This window comes from Halorubrum sp. GN12_10-3_MGM (genome assembly GCF_005435235.1).
Taxonomy (GTDB): domain Archaea; phylum Halobacteriota; class Halobacteria; order Halobacteriales; family Haloferacaceae; genus Halorubrum; species Halorubrum ezzemoulense.
The window spans coordinates 1-17,892 of sequence record NZ_SGUB01000038.1; the positions used below are offsets into that span (position 1 = coordinate 1).

Annotated in this window: 15 protein-coding genes and 1 pseudogene; 10 read left to right on the forward strand and 6 right to left on the reverse strand. The window is 58.1% G+C overall.

Annotation, left to right across the window (positions count from 1 at the left end; genetic code table 11):
* Positions 1–181 precede the first annotated feature (181 nt).
* Positions 182–2,305: a hypothetical protein gene (locus tag EXE47_RS17210; RefSeq protein WP_137708544.1), complete on the reverse strand. Its 2,124-nt coding sequence runs from the start codon at positions 2,303–2,305 to the stop codon at positions 182–184.
* Positions 2,306–2,409: 104 nt separating this feature from the next.
* On the opposite strand from EXE47_RS17210, the gene EXE47_RS17215 reads away from it, so the two are divergent.
* From EXE47_RS17215 to EXE47_RS19100, 3 genes are all read left to right on the forward strand, one after another.
* A complete protein-coding gene (locus tag EXE47_RS17215; protein ID WP_137708545.1) occupies positions 2,410–3,834 on the forward strand; it encodes a DUF58 domain-containing protein in 1,425 nt (474 codons plus the stop codon).
* Positions 3,835–3,860: 26 nt separating this feature from the next.
* Positions 3,861–4,502, forward strand: a complete 642-nt coding sequence (locus EXE47_RS17220) for a hypothetical protein (protein ID WP_129452456.1) — start codon at positions 3,861–3,863, stop codon at positions 4,500–4,502.
* A gap of 403 nt (positions 4,503–4,905) precedes the next feature.
* Positions 4,906–5,403 carry a hypothetical protein gene (locus EXE47_RS19100; protein WP_241997599.1) on the forward strand — a complete coding sequence of 166 codons (498 nt, stop codon included), beginning with the start codon at positions 4,906–4,908 and terminating at the stop codon, positions 5,401–5,403.
* Between the two features lie 43 nt (positions 5,404–5,446).
* On the opposite strand, the gene EXE47_RS17230 is transcribed toward EXE47_RS19100, so the two are convergent.
* Genes EXE47_RS17230 through EXE47_RS17240 form a run of 3 tightly spaced genes read right to left on the reverse strand, consistent with a single transcriptional unit; the run spans position 5,447 to position 7,850 of the window.
* Complete coding sequence (locus EXE47_RS17230; protein WP_137708546.1) at positions 5,447–6,457, reverse strand: MoxR family ATPase; 1,011 nt, start codon at positions 6,455–6,457, stop codon at positions 5,447–5,449.
* Positions 6,450–7,517, reverse strand: coding sequence for a DUF4350 domain-containing protein (locus EXE47_RS17235; RefSeq protein ID WP_241997600.1), 1,068 nt, complete (start codon positions 7,515–7,517; stop codon positions 6,450–6,452). Before EXE47_RS17235 ends, EXE47_RS17230 begins: the two co-directional genes overlap by 8 nt.
* A 57-nt stretch (positions 7,518–7,574) precedes the next feature.
* Entirely contained in the window at positions 7,575–7,850 is a 276-nt protein-coding gene (locus EXE47_RS17240) for a hypothetical protein (RefSeq protein ID WP_089308389.1), read from the reverse strand.
* Positions 7,851–7,969: 119 nt separating this feature from the next.
* On the opposite strand from EXE47_RS17240, the gene EXE47_RS17245 reads away from it, so the two are divergent.
* Positions 7,970–9,088 (forward strand): DUF1616 domain-containing protein, encoded by a 1,119-nt coding sequence (locus EXE47_RS17245; protein ID WP_080508688.1) that lies wholly within the window; start codon positions 7,970–7,972, stop codon positions 9,086–9,088.
* A 387-nt stretch (positions 9,089–9,475) separates the two neighbouring features.
* On the opposite strand, the gene EXE47_RS17250 is transcribed toward EXE47_RS17245, so the two are convergent.
* Positions 9,476–10,618 carry a hypothetical protein gene (locus EXE47_RS17250; RefSeq protein ID WP_137708548.1) on the reverse strand — a complete coding sequence of 381 codons (1,143 nt, stop codon included), beginning with the start codon at positions 10,616–10,618 and terminating at the stop codon, positions 9,476–9,478.
* Positions 10,619–10,735: 117 nt separating this feature from the next.
* Between EXE47_RS17250 and EXE47_RS17255 the strand changes: the two genes are divergently transcribed.
* Positions 10,736–12,982, forward strand: coding sequence for a PGF-CTERM sorting domain-containing protein (locus EXE47_RS17255; protein ID WP_137708549.1), 2,247 nt, complete (start codon positions 10,736–10,738; stop codon positions 12,980–12,982).
* Between the two features lie 226 nt (positions 12,983–13,208).
* Here the strand turns inward: EXE47_RS17255 and EXE47_RS17260 are convergent, their stop codons facing one another.
* On the reverse strand, positions 13,209–13,661 hold the full coding sequence (locus tag EXE47_RS17260; protein ID WP_089308388.1) for a zinc ribbon domain-containing protein: 453 nt from the start codon (positions 13,659–13,661) through the stop codon (positions 13,209–13,211).
* 700 nt (positions 13,662–14,361) lie between these two features.
* Between EXE47_RS17260 and EXE47_RS17265 the strand changes: the two genes are divergently transcribed.
* From EXE47_RS17265 to EXE47_RS17285, 5 genes and pseudogenes are all read left to right on the forward strand, one after another.
* On the forward strand, positions 14,362–15,036 hold the full coding sequence (locus EXE47_RS17265) for a hypothetical protein (RefSeq protein ID WP_137708550.1): 675 nt from the start codon (positions 14,362–14,364) through the stop codon (positions 15,034–15,036).
* A gap of 399 nt (positions 15,037–15,435) precedes the next feature.
* Complete coding sequence (gene cheY / locus EXE47_RS17270) at positions 15,436–15,792, forward strand: chemotaxis protein CheY (RefSeq protein WP_006628944.1); 357 nt, start codon at positions 15,436–15,438, stop codon at positions 15,790–15,792.
* Entirely contained in the window at positions 15,792–16,982 is a 1,191-nt protein-coding gene (locus EXE47_RS17275; RefSeq protein ID WP_137703504.1) for a chemotaxis protein CheC, read from the forward strand. The genes cheY and EXE47_RS17275 overlap by 1 nt, the downstream gene beginning before the upstream one ends.
* Entirely contained in the window at positions 16,979–17,554 is a 576-nt protein-coding gene (locus tag EXE47_RS17280; protein ID WP_049930113.1) for a chemotaxis protein CheD, read from the forward strand. The genes EXE47_RS17275 and EXE47_RS17280 overlap by 4 nt, the downstream gene beginning before the upstream one ends.
* A 143-nt stretch (positions 17,555–17,697) precedes the next feature.
* A pseudogene (locus EXE47_RS17285) lies at positions 17,698–17,892 on the forward strand (flagella accessory C family protein); the annotation flags it as partial.

The window sequence follows — 17,892 nt, forward strand, 5'->3', positions numbered from 1 at the left end:
TGCTGGCGACGTGGCGCCAGCAGGGACGCAATCCATACGAAGAGCTTCGTCGAGCCGTCAGTAACAATGAACTGATCTCACGGGCTCACGCTGTGCCGGCTGTCGAGACTCCGGGGTAAACACGTACTAAGATAATTTTGGGAGATATATAGTCGCGTTGAATAGAATTCTTTCGCAGGAATCAACGAGTGGAACCTGTTCCTGGGTCCCCGATCAGTTCCTCTACTGCTGAGAGGGTCTCGGCAGCCGCATCCGATGACAGTCCGTCTGCCGAATACGTAGCGGTCTCGTACGCTTCTGTGACCTGTGCTAACTGTGCCGTATTGATCTCATGATCGGCATGTAACTGGCGATAAAACTCCCAATGAGTCTGTGGGGTCGACAGTGAGTCACTAGATTGTAACCGTGACCGGACGGCTGCGTACGCAGACTGGACGGCAACATTTGGGTGGCCAGCAGCCAGCGCTTCACGGGCCGAATGTAATGATGCCTGCGTGACCGCCTCTATCTGGCCGTTATCTGACAGTCCAGTCGTGGCAGACGACGCGGTGGTTGTCGTTGTCCCGGAGTCTGCGGCCGGGTCCGTTGAATCGGTAACTCGAGCCCAGGTTTGCGTGATCCACTCTCGATCAACGCCACGCGAAGCGAGCAACACCACGATAACACTCATTACTAAGAGGCCACCACCAACGACACCAGCGAGGACTCTGCCGACTCCAACTCCGGCGCTTGGAAGTGGCACGCGTTGTTGAGCCGCACTCGCCTCTAGGTTCGTGCCAGTACCCTCGAAGGTCGCAGTCACCGTGATGTCACTGCCACGAAGACCGGCTGGAAGCTCGTAAGTAGCCTGATACCCCCCACTCGCATTCGTCTCGACAGTACCGAGAGTAGTCTCTCCGATCGCGACACGAATAGATCGATCGGACAGTGGGTCACCATCGGCAGTCCGTAACTGCCCACCCACCGTTACATTCCGAGTCTCGTTCGTGCTGGTGACGGTCGGGTCAATCGAGAGGTCTGTTGGGGTCGATCGAACGGTGATCGGTGCCGTTGCCATCGACCGCTCGATCGCCAGCTCACGCCGATCGATTGACACTTGGAGATTAGCATCACCGGCTGGAATTGTCTCCGGCATCGATCCCGAAAGCGTAATGCGACCACTAGCATTGGTTTCGGCAGTCGCGATCCGCTGCTGGTCGAGTGTCAAAACAATGGGAATGCCCGCAAGCGATCGGTTGTATTCGGCTGCGATCATAACCTGTCCAGTGGCCTGAACTGGCTCGGTGAACGCGGCCGCCTGAGTCGTGTTCTCGAGTTCGACCGATGTCGCAGCCTGCTCAGTGATCGAGACGGCAACCGTCTCCGTAACTGGAAGATACGGCTCACTCCCAGTGGGCGTATATGCTACTGTGAGGTTCCTCGCACTTGTCGAGGCGAGCAGTGGTCGGTATGTCGTCTCGAACTGTCCAGTCTCGGTCGTGCGTGTCGTGATGGAATCTTCACCTAAGCTAACGCTTACCCATGCGTTCCTGATTGGCGCTCCATCGACCCTGGTCAGCTGTCCGGAAACACGCAGTGGATCACTTGCGGCGACCGTTGTTTGGTTCGTCTCGACAGTTATGTTCGTCTCAGTAAACTCACGGTCGATGACGCCAGCCGCCGCTCGCTGGACCGTTTGTTGAACGACGGAGATCGACTCCTGTGTTGCGTTGAAATCGATTTCAGTCTCTGTTTCGAGTGCGTCGTACTGTTCGTTGAGCTCCGTTGTCGTTTGATTCAGCTCTTCAGCAGTCGTTAGGAGTTCACGTGCCAATTGCCGTGCTTTTTCATCACTCCCGTTGTCGACCGCATTCTGATACTCTTGGCCAGTTATTTCCAATTCCTCGATTGAATCTGTCAGTTGTAGCTGCTGTTCACGAGTTAGATTGAACCGATCCGCTGTCTCCTCGGCACCAATGTCAGCAGCCACGGCCGAATACCGCTCGAGAAGGACAGCATATTCTTCGGCTTCGAGTGGTAGCCGACCCTCCGCGTACTCACCCTCGCTGAGTGCGGCCGCACTCAGATTCAACCGTGACCCTAGTTGTGTCGCGAGATGGCTTGCGACGCGTTGGTCGTCACCAGCTTCAGAGATGACTTCGGGGTTCTGGTGCGGGGGCGTGGCGTTGGCCGTCTCATTAGCTGTCCCGTTCGTGGCCGAACTTTCTGGCCCTGGAGCTGGGGTTGCTCCAACCCCACCGGCGATGACACTGACAAGAATGATCGCAGCGGCGAGTGCGCTGTAGCGGCGACGGCGAGCCGACACACCAGTATACCAGCCGTCAGGTGATTTGAATGTTCCTCTTCCTCAAAGATGAACGGCCAGATCGGAAGCCAAGTTTGAATTGAATTGAAACTGAGATGTACCCAATGGACGTCACAGACCGCTGGTGGGCAACGGCCGGAAGCGGTCTTGTCTTCGTCATCATCGGTGTGCTTGCTGAACGACCGGCGTTGCTACTTGCGGCAGCGGGACTCGGCGCGTGGATTCTTGCCACCGCCGCGGTTGCGGGTCGGACATTCACGCAGGCATACGACCGAACGACAGTAACCTACACGCTCGGTGCTGATGATACACTTGTTGATACGCCGATTATAGCTACGGTGTCGCTATCGCGACCGAACACTCGTACTACCCTCCCGGTGACCGTTCAGGCGACCACTCCACCGGGCGTCACCACCGAAGCCGGCGATCAGACGCTCTCGCTAGCGCCAGGTGACACAGAAGACACGATGGAGTTCACCGTCACCGCCTCGATATCGGGTCGATTTGAATTCCCCAAGCCAATCATAACTCTACACGATCCGCTAGGTTTGTATCAGACGCATGTTGAGTGGGAAACCACACCGACGGTAACGGTCCGTCCACCAACGCCGGACCTCCATGTCGGCCGGGGTGGTGAACGCGTTGACAGCGCCTATGGGCAACACCAATCGGATCGTCCTGGTCCTGGCGTGACAATTCGGGAACTCAGACAGTACGTCCCCGGTGATGATGTTCAACAGATCGATTGGAACGCAACGGCGCGGCTCGCAGAGACCTATATCAGAGAAACCGAAGGAGAAACCGATCGGCGGACGACGCTTATCATCGACCACCGCTCACAGATGGGGGTGGGCCGTGACGGAGAGACGATGTTGGAGTACGCCCGTGAGGTGGGAATCGGAATCACACGCGCGGCTGCTACTCGTGATGACCCACTTGGCTTACGCACGGTCGGTGATGACGGCCTGACGAATATCGTTCAATCTGGGACAAGCGATCAGACGTACGCACAGATCGAGTCTCGACTGTATGGCCTCGTCCCGACCACTGCCGACTCATCCTCAGGTGGACGGACGGCGCGCGAGGCCCGTGAGCGGAGTGATCGCCTCACTGATGATGAGACACCATTTGCGCGGATTCTCGGAGCGTATCTGCGTGATCAGGACCCGTATGTGACACGAATCCGTGATGACCCACTTGTCGGGACTGTCCGCAGCGTTCGTAACCAAGTCGGCGCCGACGACGTGCTCGTTATCGTTACCAGTGATACAGATCCGACCACAGTAACGGAGGCGGTGAAGGCTGCTGTCCGTGGCGGTGGCCGGACGATCCTGTTTTTGACTCCCCAATGTCTGTTCGAACCGGCTGGGCTGACGGATCTCGATGTCGCATACGACCAGTATAGAACGTTTGAAACACTCCGCCAGGATCTCGATACGCATCCCCGAATGACAGCACTCGAAATCGCACCAGACAGCCGTGTCGATGCGGTGCTCGCACACCGTCGGATGAGTTCAACTACCCGATGACTCACACGGACACACCACAGTCGCGTATGGACCCGCCCATCGGATCACTTCGAGCTCGCGATCCCGTCAGTATCGGTGCGCTGGTTATCCTCCTCGGCGTTATCGCTATTACCGGGATGACGCGTGAACTCCTCATTGCCGTTCCGTTGTTACTCGTCGCAGGGGTGCTCCCCGCACCGATTGCCTTCGCTACAGGCCAGCTTGCCGTTTTTCCCACGATCTCTCTCGAAGACACGCTGCTTGTCGGTGTGACGCAACTCGCGTTGCTCTGTGTGCTTACTGAGCCTGCCCGACGTCACCAGCGGTGGGCAGTATTTATCGGCACGCTACCGACGTATGGCTTACTCGTGGCTGTCGTTGCTATTGGACTCCGTGAGGGGCTCGTCGTGGCAGGTGGGCTCCTCTGTATCGCTGTCATAGTGGGGACGTATCTTGCCCGGCGGGTGACGTTGGTACAGCTCGGTCGTGTCGCTTTGGATCGCACACCGTTAGCCGACGGGGCTAGTGGTGCTGAGATGACAACTGCTGTGTCAACTGACGAGACAGCCGGTGAGACTTCTGTTCCCGACACAGATCCCGATACTGGTCCATCCTCTGAGTTGAGCGAGACTGACGAGATCCAGAGCAATCCTTCTTCGACCAACGACGAAAGCGAGCCGAAAAGGTAAACATACCAGTCTCGAAAGGGACAGCGACGGAATGGCCAGTACCGGAGAGACAGACGCAACACGATCGGCTGTGACGGAGTCGGAATCACCTGAGGAGACGTCACCAGCTGATCTCCGGCGACAACTTGCTGTCCTTGAAGCGGAGAATCGCCAACTCCGTGAAGAGTATGCCCGCGCCCAACAGGCCACCTATCGACGGACCGCACTCGGATTGTTTATTGTTGGTGTTGCCGGGATCGCCGGTGGGCTCATCTTTCCAGACGCTCGGACTGTCCTGTTCGCTCTCGGCGGAACTGGTGTCTTCGCCGGTGTGCTTACGTTCGTGTTAACCCCAGAACGATTTGTATCCGCGCGCGTAGGTGCGCGCTTATTCCAAGCGCTCCGAGCCGATCGCGATGCGACTGTGGATGAACTTGGCTTGGAAGGAGATCCGGTGTATGTGCCGACAGATGACGTCCGATTGTTCGTTCCACGCTACCAAGACCGGCCGCTTCCACCTGATTCAGCACTATCGGATCTGTTTGTCGTTCCCGAGACACCTGAGCAGGGTGGCGTCGCCTTCCATCCAACTGGGAGACCACTCTTCGAGGCGTTTGAAGACACCCGCAGCCAGCCACTCAGTGAGACTCCGCACACGGTTGCGGCGACGGCTGCCGATGCGCTGGTTGAACTGTTTGAACTCGCTGATGGGGTTGAGTACGCGGTCGATACCGACACAGGTCGGGTCACCTTCGAAGTGGTTGGTGCCGGCCTCGGTGATCCCACGGGAATCGATCATCCGATTCCCTCATTTCTGGCTGTCAGTCTGGTTGAAACGCTTGGTATACCGGTCCGTGTCGAGATAACTGACGATGACCCGCTCGCGATCACCTGTCGGTACGACACTCAAAATGAGACCTGAAGCCGGTGGTCTCCACACAGTCCTGCTGTGTAGCGGTCTCGGACTACTCTTCGTCGAGTTCTGAGCCGCCATCGGGTGCCTGTGGTTGGCTGTTCGCGTCGAACTCGAGATCTGCGCTTGGCGGCATCACACCATCGACGATCTCCTCAATGATCGCTGTGACAGACTGGTCGGCAAGTTCCGCATCAGTCGTCCGAATGACTCGATGGACGAACACGGGCTCTGTGAGCGCTTTCACGTCATCAGGAATGACATACGAACGGCCTCGGATCGCTGCCCGGGCCTTACTCCCGCGGAGAAACGCCAGTGTGGCCCGCGGTGAGCCACCATACTGGAGCGTGGCTGCCTCTCGTGTTGCAGCGACGAGATCTAGGATGTACTCTTTGACCGGCTCAGCAACGAACACGTCTGTGACAACGTCTTGTGCGGCCGCAAGCTCATCTGAGTCAACGACTTGTGAGACTGTCTCCGCATCCAACGCCGGCGCACTATCGAATCGGTTGAGTACTTCTCGTTCCTCTGCTCGGTCGGGAATATCGACAGTGTATTTGAACTGAAATCGGTCCCGTTGGGCCTCAGGCAACTCGAAGACACCCTCCATTTCGATTGGGTTCTGTGTCGCAATCACCATGAACGGTGCTGGCAACGAGAGTGTTTCGCCGTCGATAGTAACCGTTGACTCTTCCATCGCCTCCAACAGTGCGCTTTGTGTTTTTGGGGTTGCCCGATTTATTTCGTCGGCCACGACAAGATTCGCAAACACCGGGCCTTTCCGTAGTTGGAACTCCCCTGTTGCTTGTCGGTATACGTTTGTTCCGACGACGTCAGCCGGAACCATATCCGGTGTCATCTGAACCCGGCTATACGACAAGCCTGTTGCCTGCGCGAATGCGTTGGCAATGGTAGTCTTTGCGACACCGGGAACTCCCTCAAGCAAGACGTGGCCGTCTGTCAGTAGTGCTATCGTAAGCCCCTCCAGAATGTCTTCGTTTCCGACGACGACCCCACTGGTCGCCTCACAGATCGCCTCATACACCCCCTCCGGACTACTCATCATCTTCGGTTCGTGAGCGCTCGGATAAAACATCTGTCATCACCTGCCGAAGTCGTGTCTCATCCCACCCGGGATGTCGCTGACTGAGCGATCTGAGGAGCGTGTCCTCATCAATAAGTTCCGTCGGCGTATCCTCGTCGCCACTAGTGATTTCACGAAGCCATATTGGGAAGTGGTCACGTAGGGGCTCCGGTACTATCTCGAGTAGCCCACCCCAGATCGATCGGCTGGTGAACCGACCGAAGACACCGTACGCCCAGACGAATCCAATCCCAACCCCGACGAGACCCATCTGAACCACTACTGATGACCGAACAGCCAAGAGTATGATAGATAGAGGTGGTTGTTCACCAGCTCGCGAGTAATCAAGAAGCGTCTGCTGGCGTGTCTCCAAGAGTGCCGTCGCGAACGCCTCATTGTCGGGCTGCGTTAGCATTGTATTGATGAACACACTGGGATCACTCACCGCGATCACGCGTCCATCACCAACGGATTCGACGGTCACTACCGGATAGGTACTCAGTTCATCCCCCGGCGATAATCCTCCTGTTCCGTCTCGATCGAGATAGCCGAACCGCGAGCTTGTGGCGAGTACGGTTGATCCGTTGGCGTCGATTGCCGTTGCGCCGTTCAACGTCAGCTGCGCAACGTCAGAGGTATACTGTGAGTCAGTGATGTTCGTCGCTACTGGGAGTGAGGGCGCTTGGTAGTACTCACGTTCATCTAGTAGTTGTGTCCCGTTAAACCGGGCATCCGCACCGACCGCTGAGAGTAACGCATTCCCCTCGGAACCGAAGTCATCAGCAATGACAACAGTGCCACCCGACCGTACGAACGCTCGGACACGCCGTGAGTCGTTTGCTGTGTAGGGTTCTTCGGGAGCGAGAATAATTGCGGTTGTTTCACTCGTGTTAGAACGCTCATAGGCTGTCGTTTCGAGGGCGATCTGTGACTCGCTTTGTTGATCTGCGAGTTCTCGAAACTCACTCGTTCCGTCCCAGTCGATGTTATACCCGCCGAATGTAGCCGTACTTGTACTCGCTGCGATGACGATTGCCACACTGAGCGTGAGAATCAGCGCATACAATACGAGACGTGGGACCGGTGGTCTACGCATCTATATGACTCCCTCTGGAAGAATCTCCAAGATGCGTCTGATAACGATATATCCGAACCCCGCAAGTCCAATCGCAATTACAGGTAGAAGACGGCGCCGCCAACGTGGTGTCACGTTGAATGGGGCTGTGAGTTCAACGACGACTAACAGTCCAATAAGCGACATCACAAAAAAGAGCTCTAGTGTCAACGATTCAAGCGCCGTCAACAAGACAATGACACTGAGCATCCACGCGACGACCCCGTAGAGAAACTGGCGTCGCTTCCCGAGTCCCATTACTCGTGTCTCTGTATCCTCCGGCATCAATCCTCTGGTGCTGGCTCTCCCGGCTAAAGACGTAGGCCACGCATTCGCTGACCGAGTGACTTTTGTCTTCTGTCCCATTTCAGAGCACCATGGTGGATCGTCAGGATGTTTGGCTCGTTCTTCCACATCCTATCCGTCGACTGCCAGCTGATCTCGCTGCGGTAGTTATCCTGACGTTGTTGACGCTTGCGACTGTCTTCGTACCCGTAGTCAATGAGACGCCACTCCGCGTCGGATTTGGGCTCACTTTCGTGTTGTTTCTCCCTGGATATGCGTTCATTGCCGCGCTCTTTCCAGAATCCGGATCGGAGTCTCCACCGGCCGAAACCGCCGAGCAATCAAAGCAAACAGCGAGCACCGACGACTCAACACCGCAGCCAGTTCCAGGTACTGAGGCAGCCGCAGAATACGGCAATACAGAAACGGTCAACTCTGACCCGACTGATAGTTCAGGGATCGACGGGATCGAACGGACGGCGCTCTCGTTTGGGCTCTCGATCGCGATTGTGCCGCTGATCGGGCTCATCTTGAACTTCACACCATGGGGAATCCGGCTTGTCCCAATTGCGACGAGCGTTGCTGGGTTCACACTCATCTGTGTCGCTGTTGCCGCACAACGCCGCTGGGAACTGCCGCCAGACGAGCGGTTCGTTGTCCCTTATCGCGATTGGATCGGTGCCACAAAACAAGAATTGTTTGATCCGGATGATCGGGTTGACGGCACACTCAATATTGTACTCGCCATTTCGGTACTACTTGCTATCGGCAGCGTTGGCTATGCGGTTGCGGTTCCACCTCAAGGCGAGCAGTTCACTGAGTTTTACCTCCTTACGGAGAATCCTGATGGTGAACTCGTTGCCGACGGATATCCTGAAACGATGACACGAGGCGAGACAGCCGAACTGATCGTCGGAATCGGAAACAATGAGTATCAATCGACGACGTATACTGTTGTTGTCCAGGTACAAGAAGTCAATACGACAGACAACTCAACAACTGTACTTGATCGGACCGAAATTGATCGGTTTGAGGTGACGGTCCCTCACAACGAGACCCACCATCAGCAACATACCCTTCGCCCACCACAGACTGGTGAGAACCTTCGGGTTCAGTACCTCTTATATAATGGCAGTCTGCCAGATACACCCACCAGTGAGAACGCATATCGTAACCTCCATCTTTGGATCGACGTTGAAGCAACTGGTTGACAATTTTCCGGCCCTGACGCGCCTCTTCCACGCTACCCGTGCCCGAAAGGTGTGGGAGTTGTGTGATTGTCTCAGCTTTGAACGTTGTCGTGTTGACACTATTGGGCCCGAAATCGGAGGGAAAGACGTTCTACGAGGAGTTTACGGTATCGGCCGAACTGGAGAGTGATTCACAGAGGATAATGAAGGCAGCGTTCACGGCGTTTGAACCTCTAGTGGAGAGTGGAGCGTCTGCGGCTGAACTCCCTTTTCCATGCTCACACCGTCTCAGCCGCCATTTTCGGTCGATTAAGTGTTAGATACTCAACGTTCAAAGCTGAGTGACTGAACTGTGAACCTGAAACACCCACCGCTCGGGATTCCTCCGCGTTCACGCGGAGGAGGATGTCAATTTCTGAGCCGTGTCACCGCTCCAATCACAAACAGCGAAATTAGCAGCAGCGTAGGACCATTTAGTGGAACTGATTCGTCGGTATTCTGATCTGGGTTTGGTTCCGATGGTTCAGTTACTTGGCTACTATTGTCTCCAGTGTCTTGTGTACTTCCCGTAACGTTTCCACTCGGGTCAGAATTCTCGCTGCCTGTAGCGTTGGTGGTATTCGCTTCTCCGTCTGCTGTTACATTACTTTTAGTCGTGTTCGAGACGTTCTGACCAGTACTGTTTACTTTGACTGACTTGTTTTCACTGGTGGCGTTAGTCGTCTCATTCACACTCTCAGATGTCGTATTGTCCACGGGAGCAGCACTACCTCCCCCACCACCGCCACCGCCACCGCTACCACCATTGTTTCCGGTGTCTCCTGACTCATCTGCCGTTTCTTCAGTGATAGTCAGCGATTGCTCATCGCTCACGGAGAGAATGTTCGGGAACTCTCCAGCAACCTGACCGGTCCCAGTCACGGCAGCGTACAGGCGGTAGTCGCCAGGTTCATACTCATCATCAAGTGGTGCTGTGTACGTGTCTCCTTCCTTAGTTGCTGTAATCCGCTCTGTTGTCTCGCCATCTACGAGTACCACTTCGACAGTTTCGATCGGTGGCTCATCCGAAGAATCATACGCTGTTGGAGTAACATTTACTGAACCATTGTCACCAACCGCAACTGTTGACGGGGCAGTGACTGTTGTCTCATACCCTTGAATCACAACTGGTTGAATTGTCTGTAACGTTTCATTAGAAAAGTACGCAAGTATGTAGGTTCCAGCGCTGAGACCGTCCGAATCAAACGTAACAGTAGATTCTGTCGTGTTCGTTGATTTTACCGGATTCTCATTGGCGTCGTACAAGTACAGATTAAATCGCTCATCTGTGTTCTTTGAAACAGAAATTTCAATCTGTTCACCTGGCTTAATCGGGGCAACCGATGACACGTTGTATGATCCGAATGGTCCAACCTCTACGGACCGGTCCGGCACATCAACTTCTCCGTTTTCAACCGTTATGACATCTGAGCCGTTCGCTTGTACGACTGCTGTTGCGCCAAAGAGGCTCGCTAAAGCAACAAGGAGGGCAACGAACAAAACCCGTGACATAATTCAATTCAGATCCATCGGGGTACTGAATCTTTCGGCATCGTGCGACCTCTGTTCCACGGTGAGGTACTCCTCTCCAAAGAAATTAATATGTCCCCGCGTGACACCTGAACTAGTATGCCACTCAACAAGTTGTTTGTGGGCGTTATTACTGCTGTTATGCTCATGTCCCCAGTGGCAGGAGCTGCTGGAGCAGTCGGTCCAGCCCCCCAAGCAATAGATGATCCGCCCACTACCGGTCAACCGGTTGAACAGTCCGGCGATTTTATCAACGTAACGCAGAGTGTTGATGTTTGGAATTCTGCACCATTCACGCTTCGTGTAGATCGAAGCCAAAACAATGCTATTGCAACAGCGGTGGAAAATATGGACACCGGCGCACGCCTTGACAACCTTCCCCCAAGTGTTAACGCCGACCTAGGGATTAACCGGTTGGTTGTACATGAGAATGCTGCCACAATCGACTTGGGCTTTGATCCCGGTGATAACCTTGACAACGAACAGGTTCATCTCATTTCTGCGAGGATTGAGTCCACAGACACACAAGTCCCATCCACGACTAATATTGATACCCTCCGTCAGTTCATTCGTGACAACGCAGATAGCGACGATGTCACGTTTGACAATGTTAGCTCCCAGCAGGTAACGAACGGCGGGGCCGACTTCACAATCAACAACGCTGAGCCAGGGTCGTATCTCTACATGGCAGTAGTTACGAACAGCGGCCAAGGACTTAACGTCGACAACAACGGTGACATTACTGTTCCGGGTAACGTGAGCGTTGTTGGCGTTGACTCTGCGATTGTCCAAGAGACGGCATCTACGCTGAGTGTCCAACGTGCCAGCGAAACATATGCGGCGGGCGATAGTGTGACATTCGATGTTAACGCTAACTTAGGAAGCAGTGACATCGAGCATGCTGTCGCAATTTGGAATGAATCACAAGTAGCCAGCGAAGACCTAACTCTTGTAGCCCCTAGTGACATCGACGCTGATACGACACCAGATGAATTCGAAATCGAACACTCAATTGACGAGGTTAATGGTGTTCAGCGGACGAAAGATGATGTGTCAGCATTTGGCCGCACTCTAACCTCAAACAAACGATCGGGCGTCTACGCACTTCCTGACGTCATCACGTTCCTTGCGAATGAGGGTGAATTTAGCGAACCGCAGACCGATTCTGTGGGCGATTCACGAATAAATGCCTCTGTAACCTCGAAACAAGCAGGGAGCGATACTACCCTAACTGTCGACACACTTGAGAACTTTGCCCCGGGTGAGTACGTCGCTGTTCACGTTGCAATGGTTGAAGGAGACCCAACGCGGATGTCCTCAAATCGAGTCGACTTTGAGGTCATTGATGGGATCAGCAGCGGAAGCAACTCTGTTGATGACGGGCGTACTAATGTTCAGCTTACAGGAGACGGTAACGTCCGCAACGTGAGTGTTCGCCTGCCGTCTGATTCTGGTGTAAAGAACGTGTCGGTCACTGAGTCGTCTTCACCCACTGGAGGAGCACCAATCCCCAATAATTCTGTTGCGACATATCTTGACATTAGTGGTGATTCCAGTGTGAGTGAAGACACAGAGGTCACAGTAACGATCAGTCAGTCTCGGCTCGACGAGGTAGGAATCGCTACAGAAAACGCCGTGCTGCTACACTACGTTGATGGCGCGTGGAAACAGCTTGATACCGACGCAACTCCGACCAATGGTGACGTTAGGCTGACGGCAACCAGTAGCGGTCTCTCGCCGTTCGCAGTCGCCGAATCTTCGACCACTGATGAGGAGGACGATGACAGCAGTGGTGGCGGCGGTGGTGGCGGTGGTGGCGGCGGTAGTCTCCCGACTACGTTCTCCCTCTCGAACCTTGATCCGCAGAATATCACTGTGACGCAAGGTGAACGGTTCAATGTATCCACGACAGTCACAACGAGCCGCTACAGCGACAGCACTCAGGATGTTGAACTCCGTGTTGGGAACGACACGGTCGCCACTCAAGAAGTAACACTTGACCAGCAGGGTAGCACGACTGTTACATTTACTGGGATCAACACGTCGGGAATCGAAGGCAGCCTTGAGTACACCGTTATGACTGAATCGGATAGTCAAACTGGAACGCTGACCGTTGAGGTCCCAGATGATGGTGACGAGACAGATGACACGGATAGTGACGAGGGTGCTGATGACGGCATGGGAAGTGACGATGAAAGTGATAGCGCTGACGAAGACTCCGCAAGCGGAGAGGATGAAACAGACGAAGGAGAAGATACGGACGGCTCAACGCCTGGATTTGGGGTTGTAGCTGCCCTCATAGCATTGCTAGTCGTTGGGCTCATTTCCCGGCGCCAACACAGCTGATAACGTCGTCATTTTTTCCTCTCACTCTTCGGTAGGTGATTGTTGATACAGTCACTGTGTTCCCCTGAGTAGCTACAACTCCCGATTTGAGTCTCTCTAAGCCGAATAGAATTCACCCGCGACAGACCGAAGTCACAAGATAGCAAGCCATCAACAATATGCCACGAAAAGCGTAACTAAAGACGGATGGTAGGCAAAATTCCTCACAAAACTGCCACCCACTGGTTCACCCCAACAATACGAACAACGCGATCCCGATGACTGCGAAAACTGCGTATATCCCCGCCATCACCTCGCGTTTGAGTGGACTGCCCAGCGGCTCGGCGGTGAGCCGGCGGATCGGCGGTAAGATCGCCACGCTGGCGAGGATCAGCGGCCACGACTCGGCCGCCGGCACGCGGGTCATCGCGATCACGATCGTTCCGTAGCCGAGGACATACGACCCCCGCCGCCACAGCTGTTCGCGGTCGGTGAGTTCCTCTGTCGACGGGAAAACGTCGGTCCCGCTCGATCCGCTGCCTCCGCCGCCCCCGCCGTCGGATCCGGCGACCTGCTCCGCCTGCCGCTGGACGTACTCGTCTAGCTCCTCAGCCGCGTCCTCTGTCTGCGGGGCGCCACACTGTGCGCAGTACCGCGCGTTGTCGTCGACCGGTGCGTCACAGCGGGGACACGATGGCATATTGCCGTGATTCGGGCTCCCGCAGGGCTTAATTCTTCGGACCGGCAGAGGCGTTTGCGTCGGGTGATTCTCGATTTCGGCGGCCGAGTTCGCCGGCCTCATTACACGGTCTGATAATCAGTGGCGGCTTCTCCCGGGCGACCTACACCCCCGTGGCCGGCGATCCGATCGAGATACGCCACACAGCGAACAACCCCAACGGGTGGCGTACCTGCTCGTCGGCGGGAACCGGCTCAGCGACACCGGCCAGTCGGTTGGGTACGTCGACGTGATCAAGATCACCGGCCAGACGACGTTGACATCCTCCTCCGGCTAAAGCCCTGTCTCTTACCCACAAATCGAGTCGTTGTTGAGGTCAATAAATCCGACCGAAACCTCGATATCTACAGACATAACACTTCTATAGGACGATTTTGCTGATCTCGTTTACCCTATTCAGCAACCCCCCACTGCCGATATCACCGCCCGAATCACTCCTCACCTCGATCTTCCGCGAATAGATTGGATTCGACAGCGTCTGAAACGTCTGTTTGGGACTCAGTGAACTTGTGGGTAAGAGACAGGCCTAAAGGCGCGGGTATTCTCCTTGCTCTTTATAACGATCACCACCCGGACGATCGGGACGAACCAGACCAACGGGCGGAGCTGTACCCGCGACGACGCCTCGTGTGGTCTCACGTTCAGGAACGCGGACGGCGATGTGACAGCGACTTCCCTCGCCAACGTCAGCGGCTTCGCCGGCGCGACGGCCGCCGCCAGGCTCGTTCGCCCGCTCGTCTCGCAGCGGTACCGGCTCGCGATCACTGACGGCACCCTCGCCGTTGACGAGTCGGGCATCGTCCAGCCGACCGAGGTCGAGGAAAAAGCCGACCTCGGCTTGGAGAATCCGGCGTTCCGCGACGACATCGAGGTGTTCACCAGCATCGACCTGGCCGCCCTCGACAGCGACAGCAACGGCGACATGAAGTCGCTCGCCGGGCTCCAGGCCAACGGGCTTGACCGGACTGCGGTGACGAAGGGCAACCGGATCGTCTTCGGGTCCGAGGCGACCGGCATCTGGGGCGCGCTGTTCCACTTCTCGGCAGCGCGCGACGCGGGCCCGCTTGAGGCCGGCCAGACGGTCGATCACCGCGTGCTGAGGGACTTCCTGACCGCCGAGGATGGGGTGTCGCTCCGCGTCAGGCAAACGAACCCCGGGATCAACGAGCCCGCCTCGCGGCTCAACCTGTCGCGGGCCGACCCGGAGGACATCACACTCTTTCTCGCCGACGCGGCCGAACTGGAGACGCCCGACGCGCCCGGGCGCTTCTACCTCGTGAATCGACACGAGCGACGGAGGGACGACCACCAGCGCCGCGAACGACGACGCGGCTGACGGGCCGGACGACGACGGCGAGTCGACCGACGAGACGGCATCCGACGACGGGGAGGGCCCCGACGGCGAGCACGCCGCCAACGGGACTGACGGCGATGGCGCGCTGTCCGAGGGGCCGACCGACGACGGCTCGCGCAGCTCGGGGCTGATCCCCTCCCGTTCGGCGCCCACGAGGCGTTCGGCGGGGCCGTCCTCGTCGGCGCGGTCCACCTCCTCAGGCACTAGGTCTGACCGGCGCTCCGACCATCGGCCTTCGCACGAGCCGCCGCCTCGGGCTTTTCCGCCGCTGCTCGTCGCTCCTCGCGCCCGCGCCGCGCTCGACTCGTGACAGCTCCGTTCTCATCGCTGAGAACCGCGGGGGAGCGATTAAGTGATCGCTGCGCCCGGTTTCAGACAACAATGGCTACGCGGGTACTCATCGCCGACGACTCGGAGTTCATGCGGAACCTGCTCCGGGAGATCCTCGAGGGCGAGTTCGAGATCGTCGGGGAGGCAGAGAACGGCGTAGAGGCGGTCAACATGTACGAGGAACACGGGCCGGACCTCGTGATGATGGACATCGTGATGCCGATCCGCGACGGTATTGAGGCAACGACGGAGATCCTCGAAGACAATCCCGACGCGACGGTGATCATGTGTACCAGTGTCGGGCAGGAGGAGAAGATGAAGGCGGCCATCAAGGCGGGCGCGGAGGGGTACATCACGAAGCCGTTCCAGAAGCCGAACGTGCTCGACGCCATCGGTTCGGCGGTATAATGCGCGTCGACGTCCGCGCACTCGGCGCCTGTAACCGCCTCGCGGAACGGGGGGCCAAACAGGCCGCCGGCGCGCTCTCGGACCTGACTGGGACCGACCTCGCGGTGGAGGTGACGGGCGCGAGCGTCGCCAGCGGCGAGGACCTCGCCGAGTCGTTCGCCGGCCGGGAGTCGATCGGCGTGAGCGTCGGGCTCCGCGGCGGGTTAGACGGCGAGGCGGTCCTCGCGTTCGACGCGGTCAACGCCGACGCCCTGCTCTCGCTTCTCCCCGGCGGGCAGTCGATGGAGCGCAGCGCCGTGACGGAGGTCGGCAACATCGCCTTGGGCGGCTTCCTCGACGGCTGGGCGAACTACCTCGGGAAGGCAATCGACATGTCGCCCCCGCGGTACTTTGAGGCGGACGGCGCAGCGGTGCTGCCGGACGGCGCGCTTGCCGGGGACGGTGTGTTCCTCTTCGAGAGCCGCCTCGACGCGACGACGACCGACCTCGACTTCTCCATCTACATGCTGCCCGACTCGGGGCCCTTCCGCGACCTCATCGTCGGGAAGACGGCGCCCGCGGCAGCGGCCGGCGGCGAGGCGGCCGGCGGCACGGCGAGCACGGCGGTGCCGTACGAGTCGCTGTCGACGTTCTCGTCGCTGGCGAAGAAGGGGTCGGCGAACGCCGCCGACAACATCGCGATGATGACCGGGTTAGAGACGAGCGTCGACGTGAGCCGGCTCCGGTTCGTCCCGCTCGCCGACGTGCCCGCAGAGGTCGGCACCGAGCCCCATGCGGGGACGGTGTTTGAGCTCCAGGGAGAGCCGAGCGGCTACCTCGCGATCCTCTTTGAGGAGTCCTCGGCGGCGGCGGTCGCGGATGCGATGCTCCCGATGGAGCCCGACGAGCCGCTCGGCGACATGGCCCAAAACGCGCTCTGCGAGCTCGGCAACGTGATGACGAGCGGGTTCATCGACGGCTGGGCGAACGTGCTCGGCACGTCGATCACCCACTCGCCGCCGGAGTTCGTCCACGACATCGGCGCCTCGACGATCAGCCCGCTCGTCGCGAAGCTGAGCGAGCGACAGGATTACGGGTTTGTGATCGACACCGCTATCGAGACCGAGGGGATCCAAGCGCGCTGTGACGTGTACGCGCTCCCCGACGAGCGCGAACTGGCTCGGGCGCTCGACCACCTTTCCGACCCGTGACCCGCTCGCTCTCCGACGATGGGCCTGACGACCCGCCGGAGCGGACGGAGAGCGACGCAGTCGCCGACCCGGCCGCCGTCACCGGTGGCGCGGCCTCCGACGACCCTGGGCGGATCAAGGTCGGCGTGGGCGAGCTCGCGGTCACCGCCGATGACGCGATCCTGACGACCAGCGGGCTCGGCTCCTGCGTCGCGGTCGCGCTCGTCGACCGACGGGCGGGCGTCCGCGGACTCCTCCACGCCATGCTGCCCGCGGGCGAGGGACGGACGACGGCCGCCTCGCGGCCCGCGAAGTACGTCGACACCGGGATCGACTCGCTGATCGGGGGGCTCGACGACGCCGGCGCCGACCCCCGCCGTCTGGAGGCGCGGGTCGCCGGCGGCGCCGAGATGCTCGACCTCACCGACGCGGTCGGTCCGCGGAACGTCGAGCGGGTCGGCGAGGTGCTCGACGCCGCCGGCGTCCCGATCGTCGCCAGCGACGTCGGCGACGCGGTTGGCCGCACGGTTCGGCTCCGCTCGGACGGTCGGCTTGTCGTCCGCGCCGCCGACGGCTTCGAGCGGGCGATCTGAGCGCCGATCGGCGGCCGGTCCGGTCCCGTCTCAGTTCTCCGCATATACTCCTGTAACGTCTGATATTCGCCCGACGGCATGCTTTCTCACGGTTGATATTTTGAGGGGTGAATTGAAGTGCCTTCTGCGGGTCGTACACGGTAATGGGCCTCGAACTACCGGTGTGGGGAGCTCCAACCGCCGTCTGGGCAGTCGCCACGCTGGGGCTCGTCGGTGCGAGCGTCCTCGACAGGTTCCTCGACGACGACGGATCCGGCGACGACGGTTCCGGGGGTATGGACGGCGACGACGATCCCTTCGGCGGCGACATGGGTGGAGGGATGGGCGGCGGTATGGGC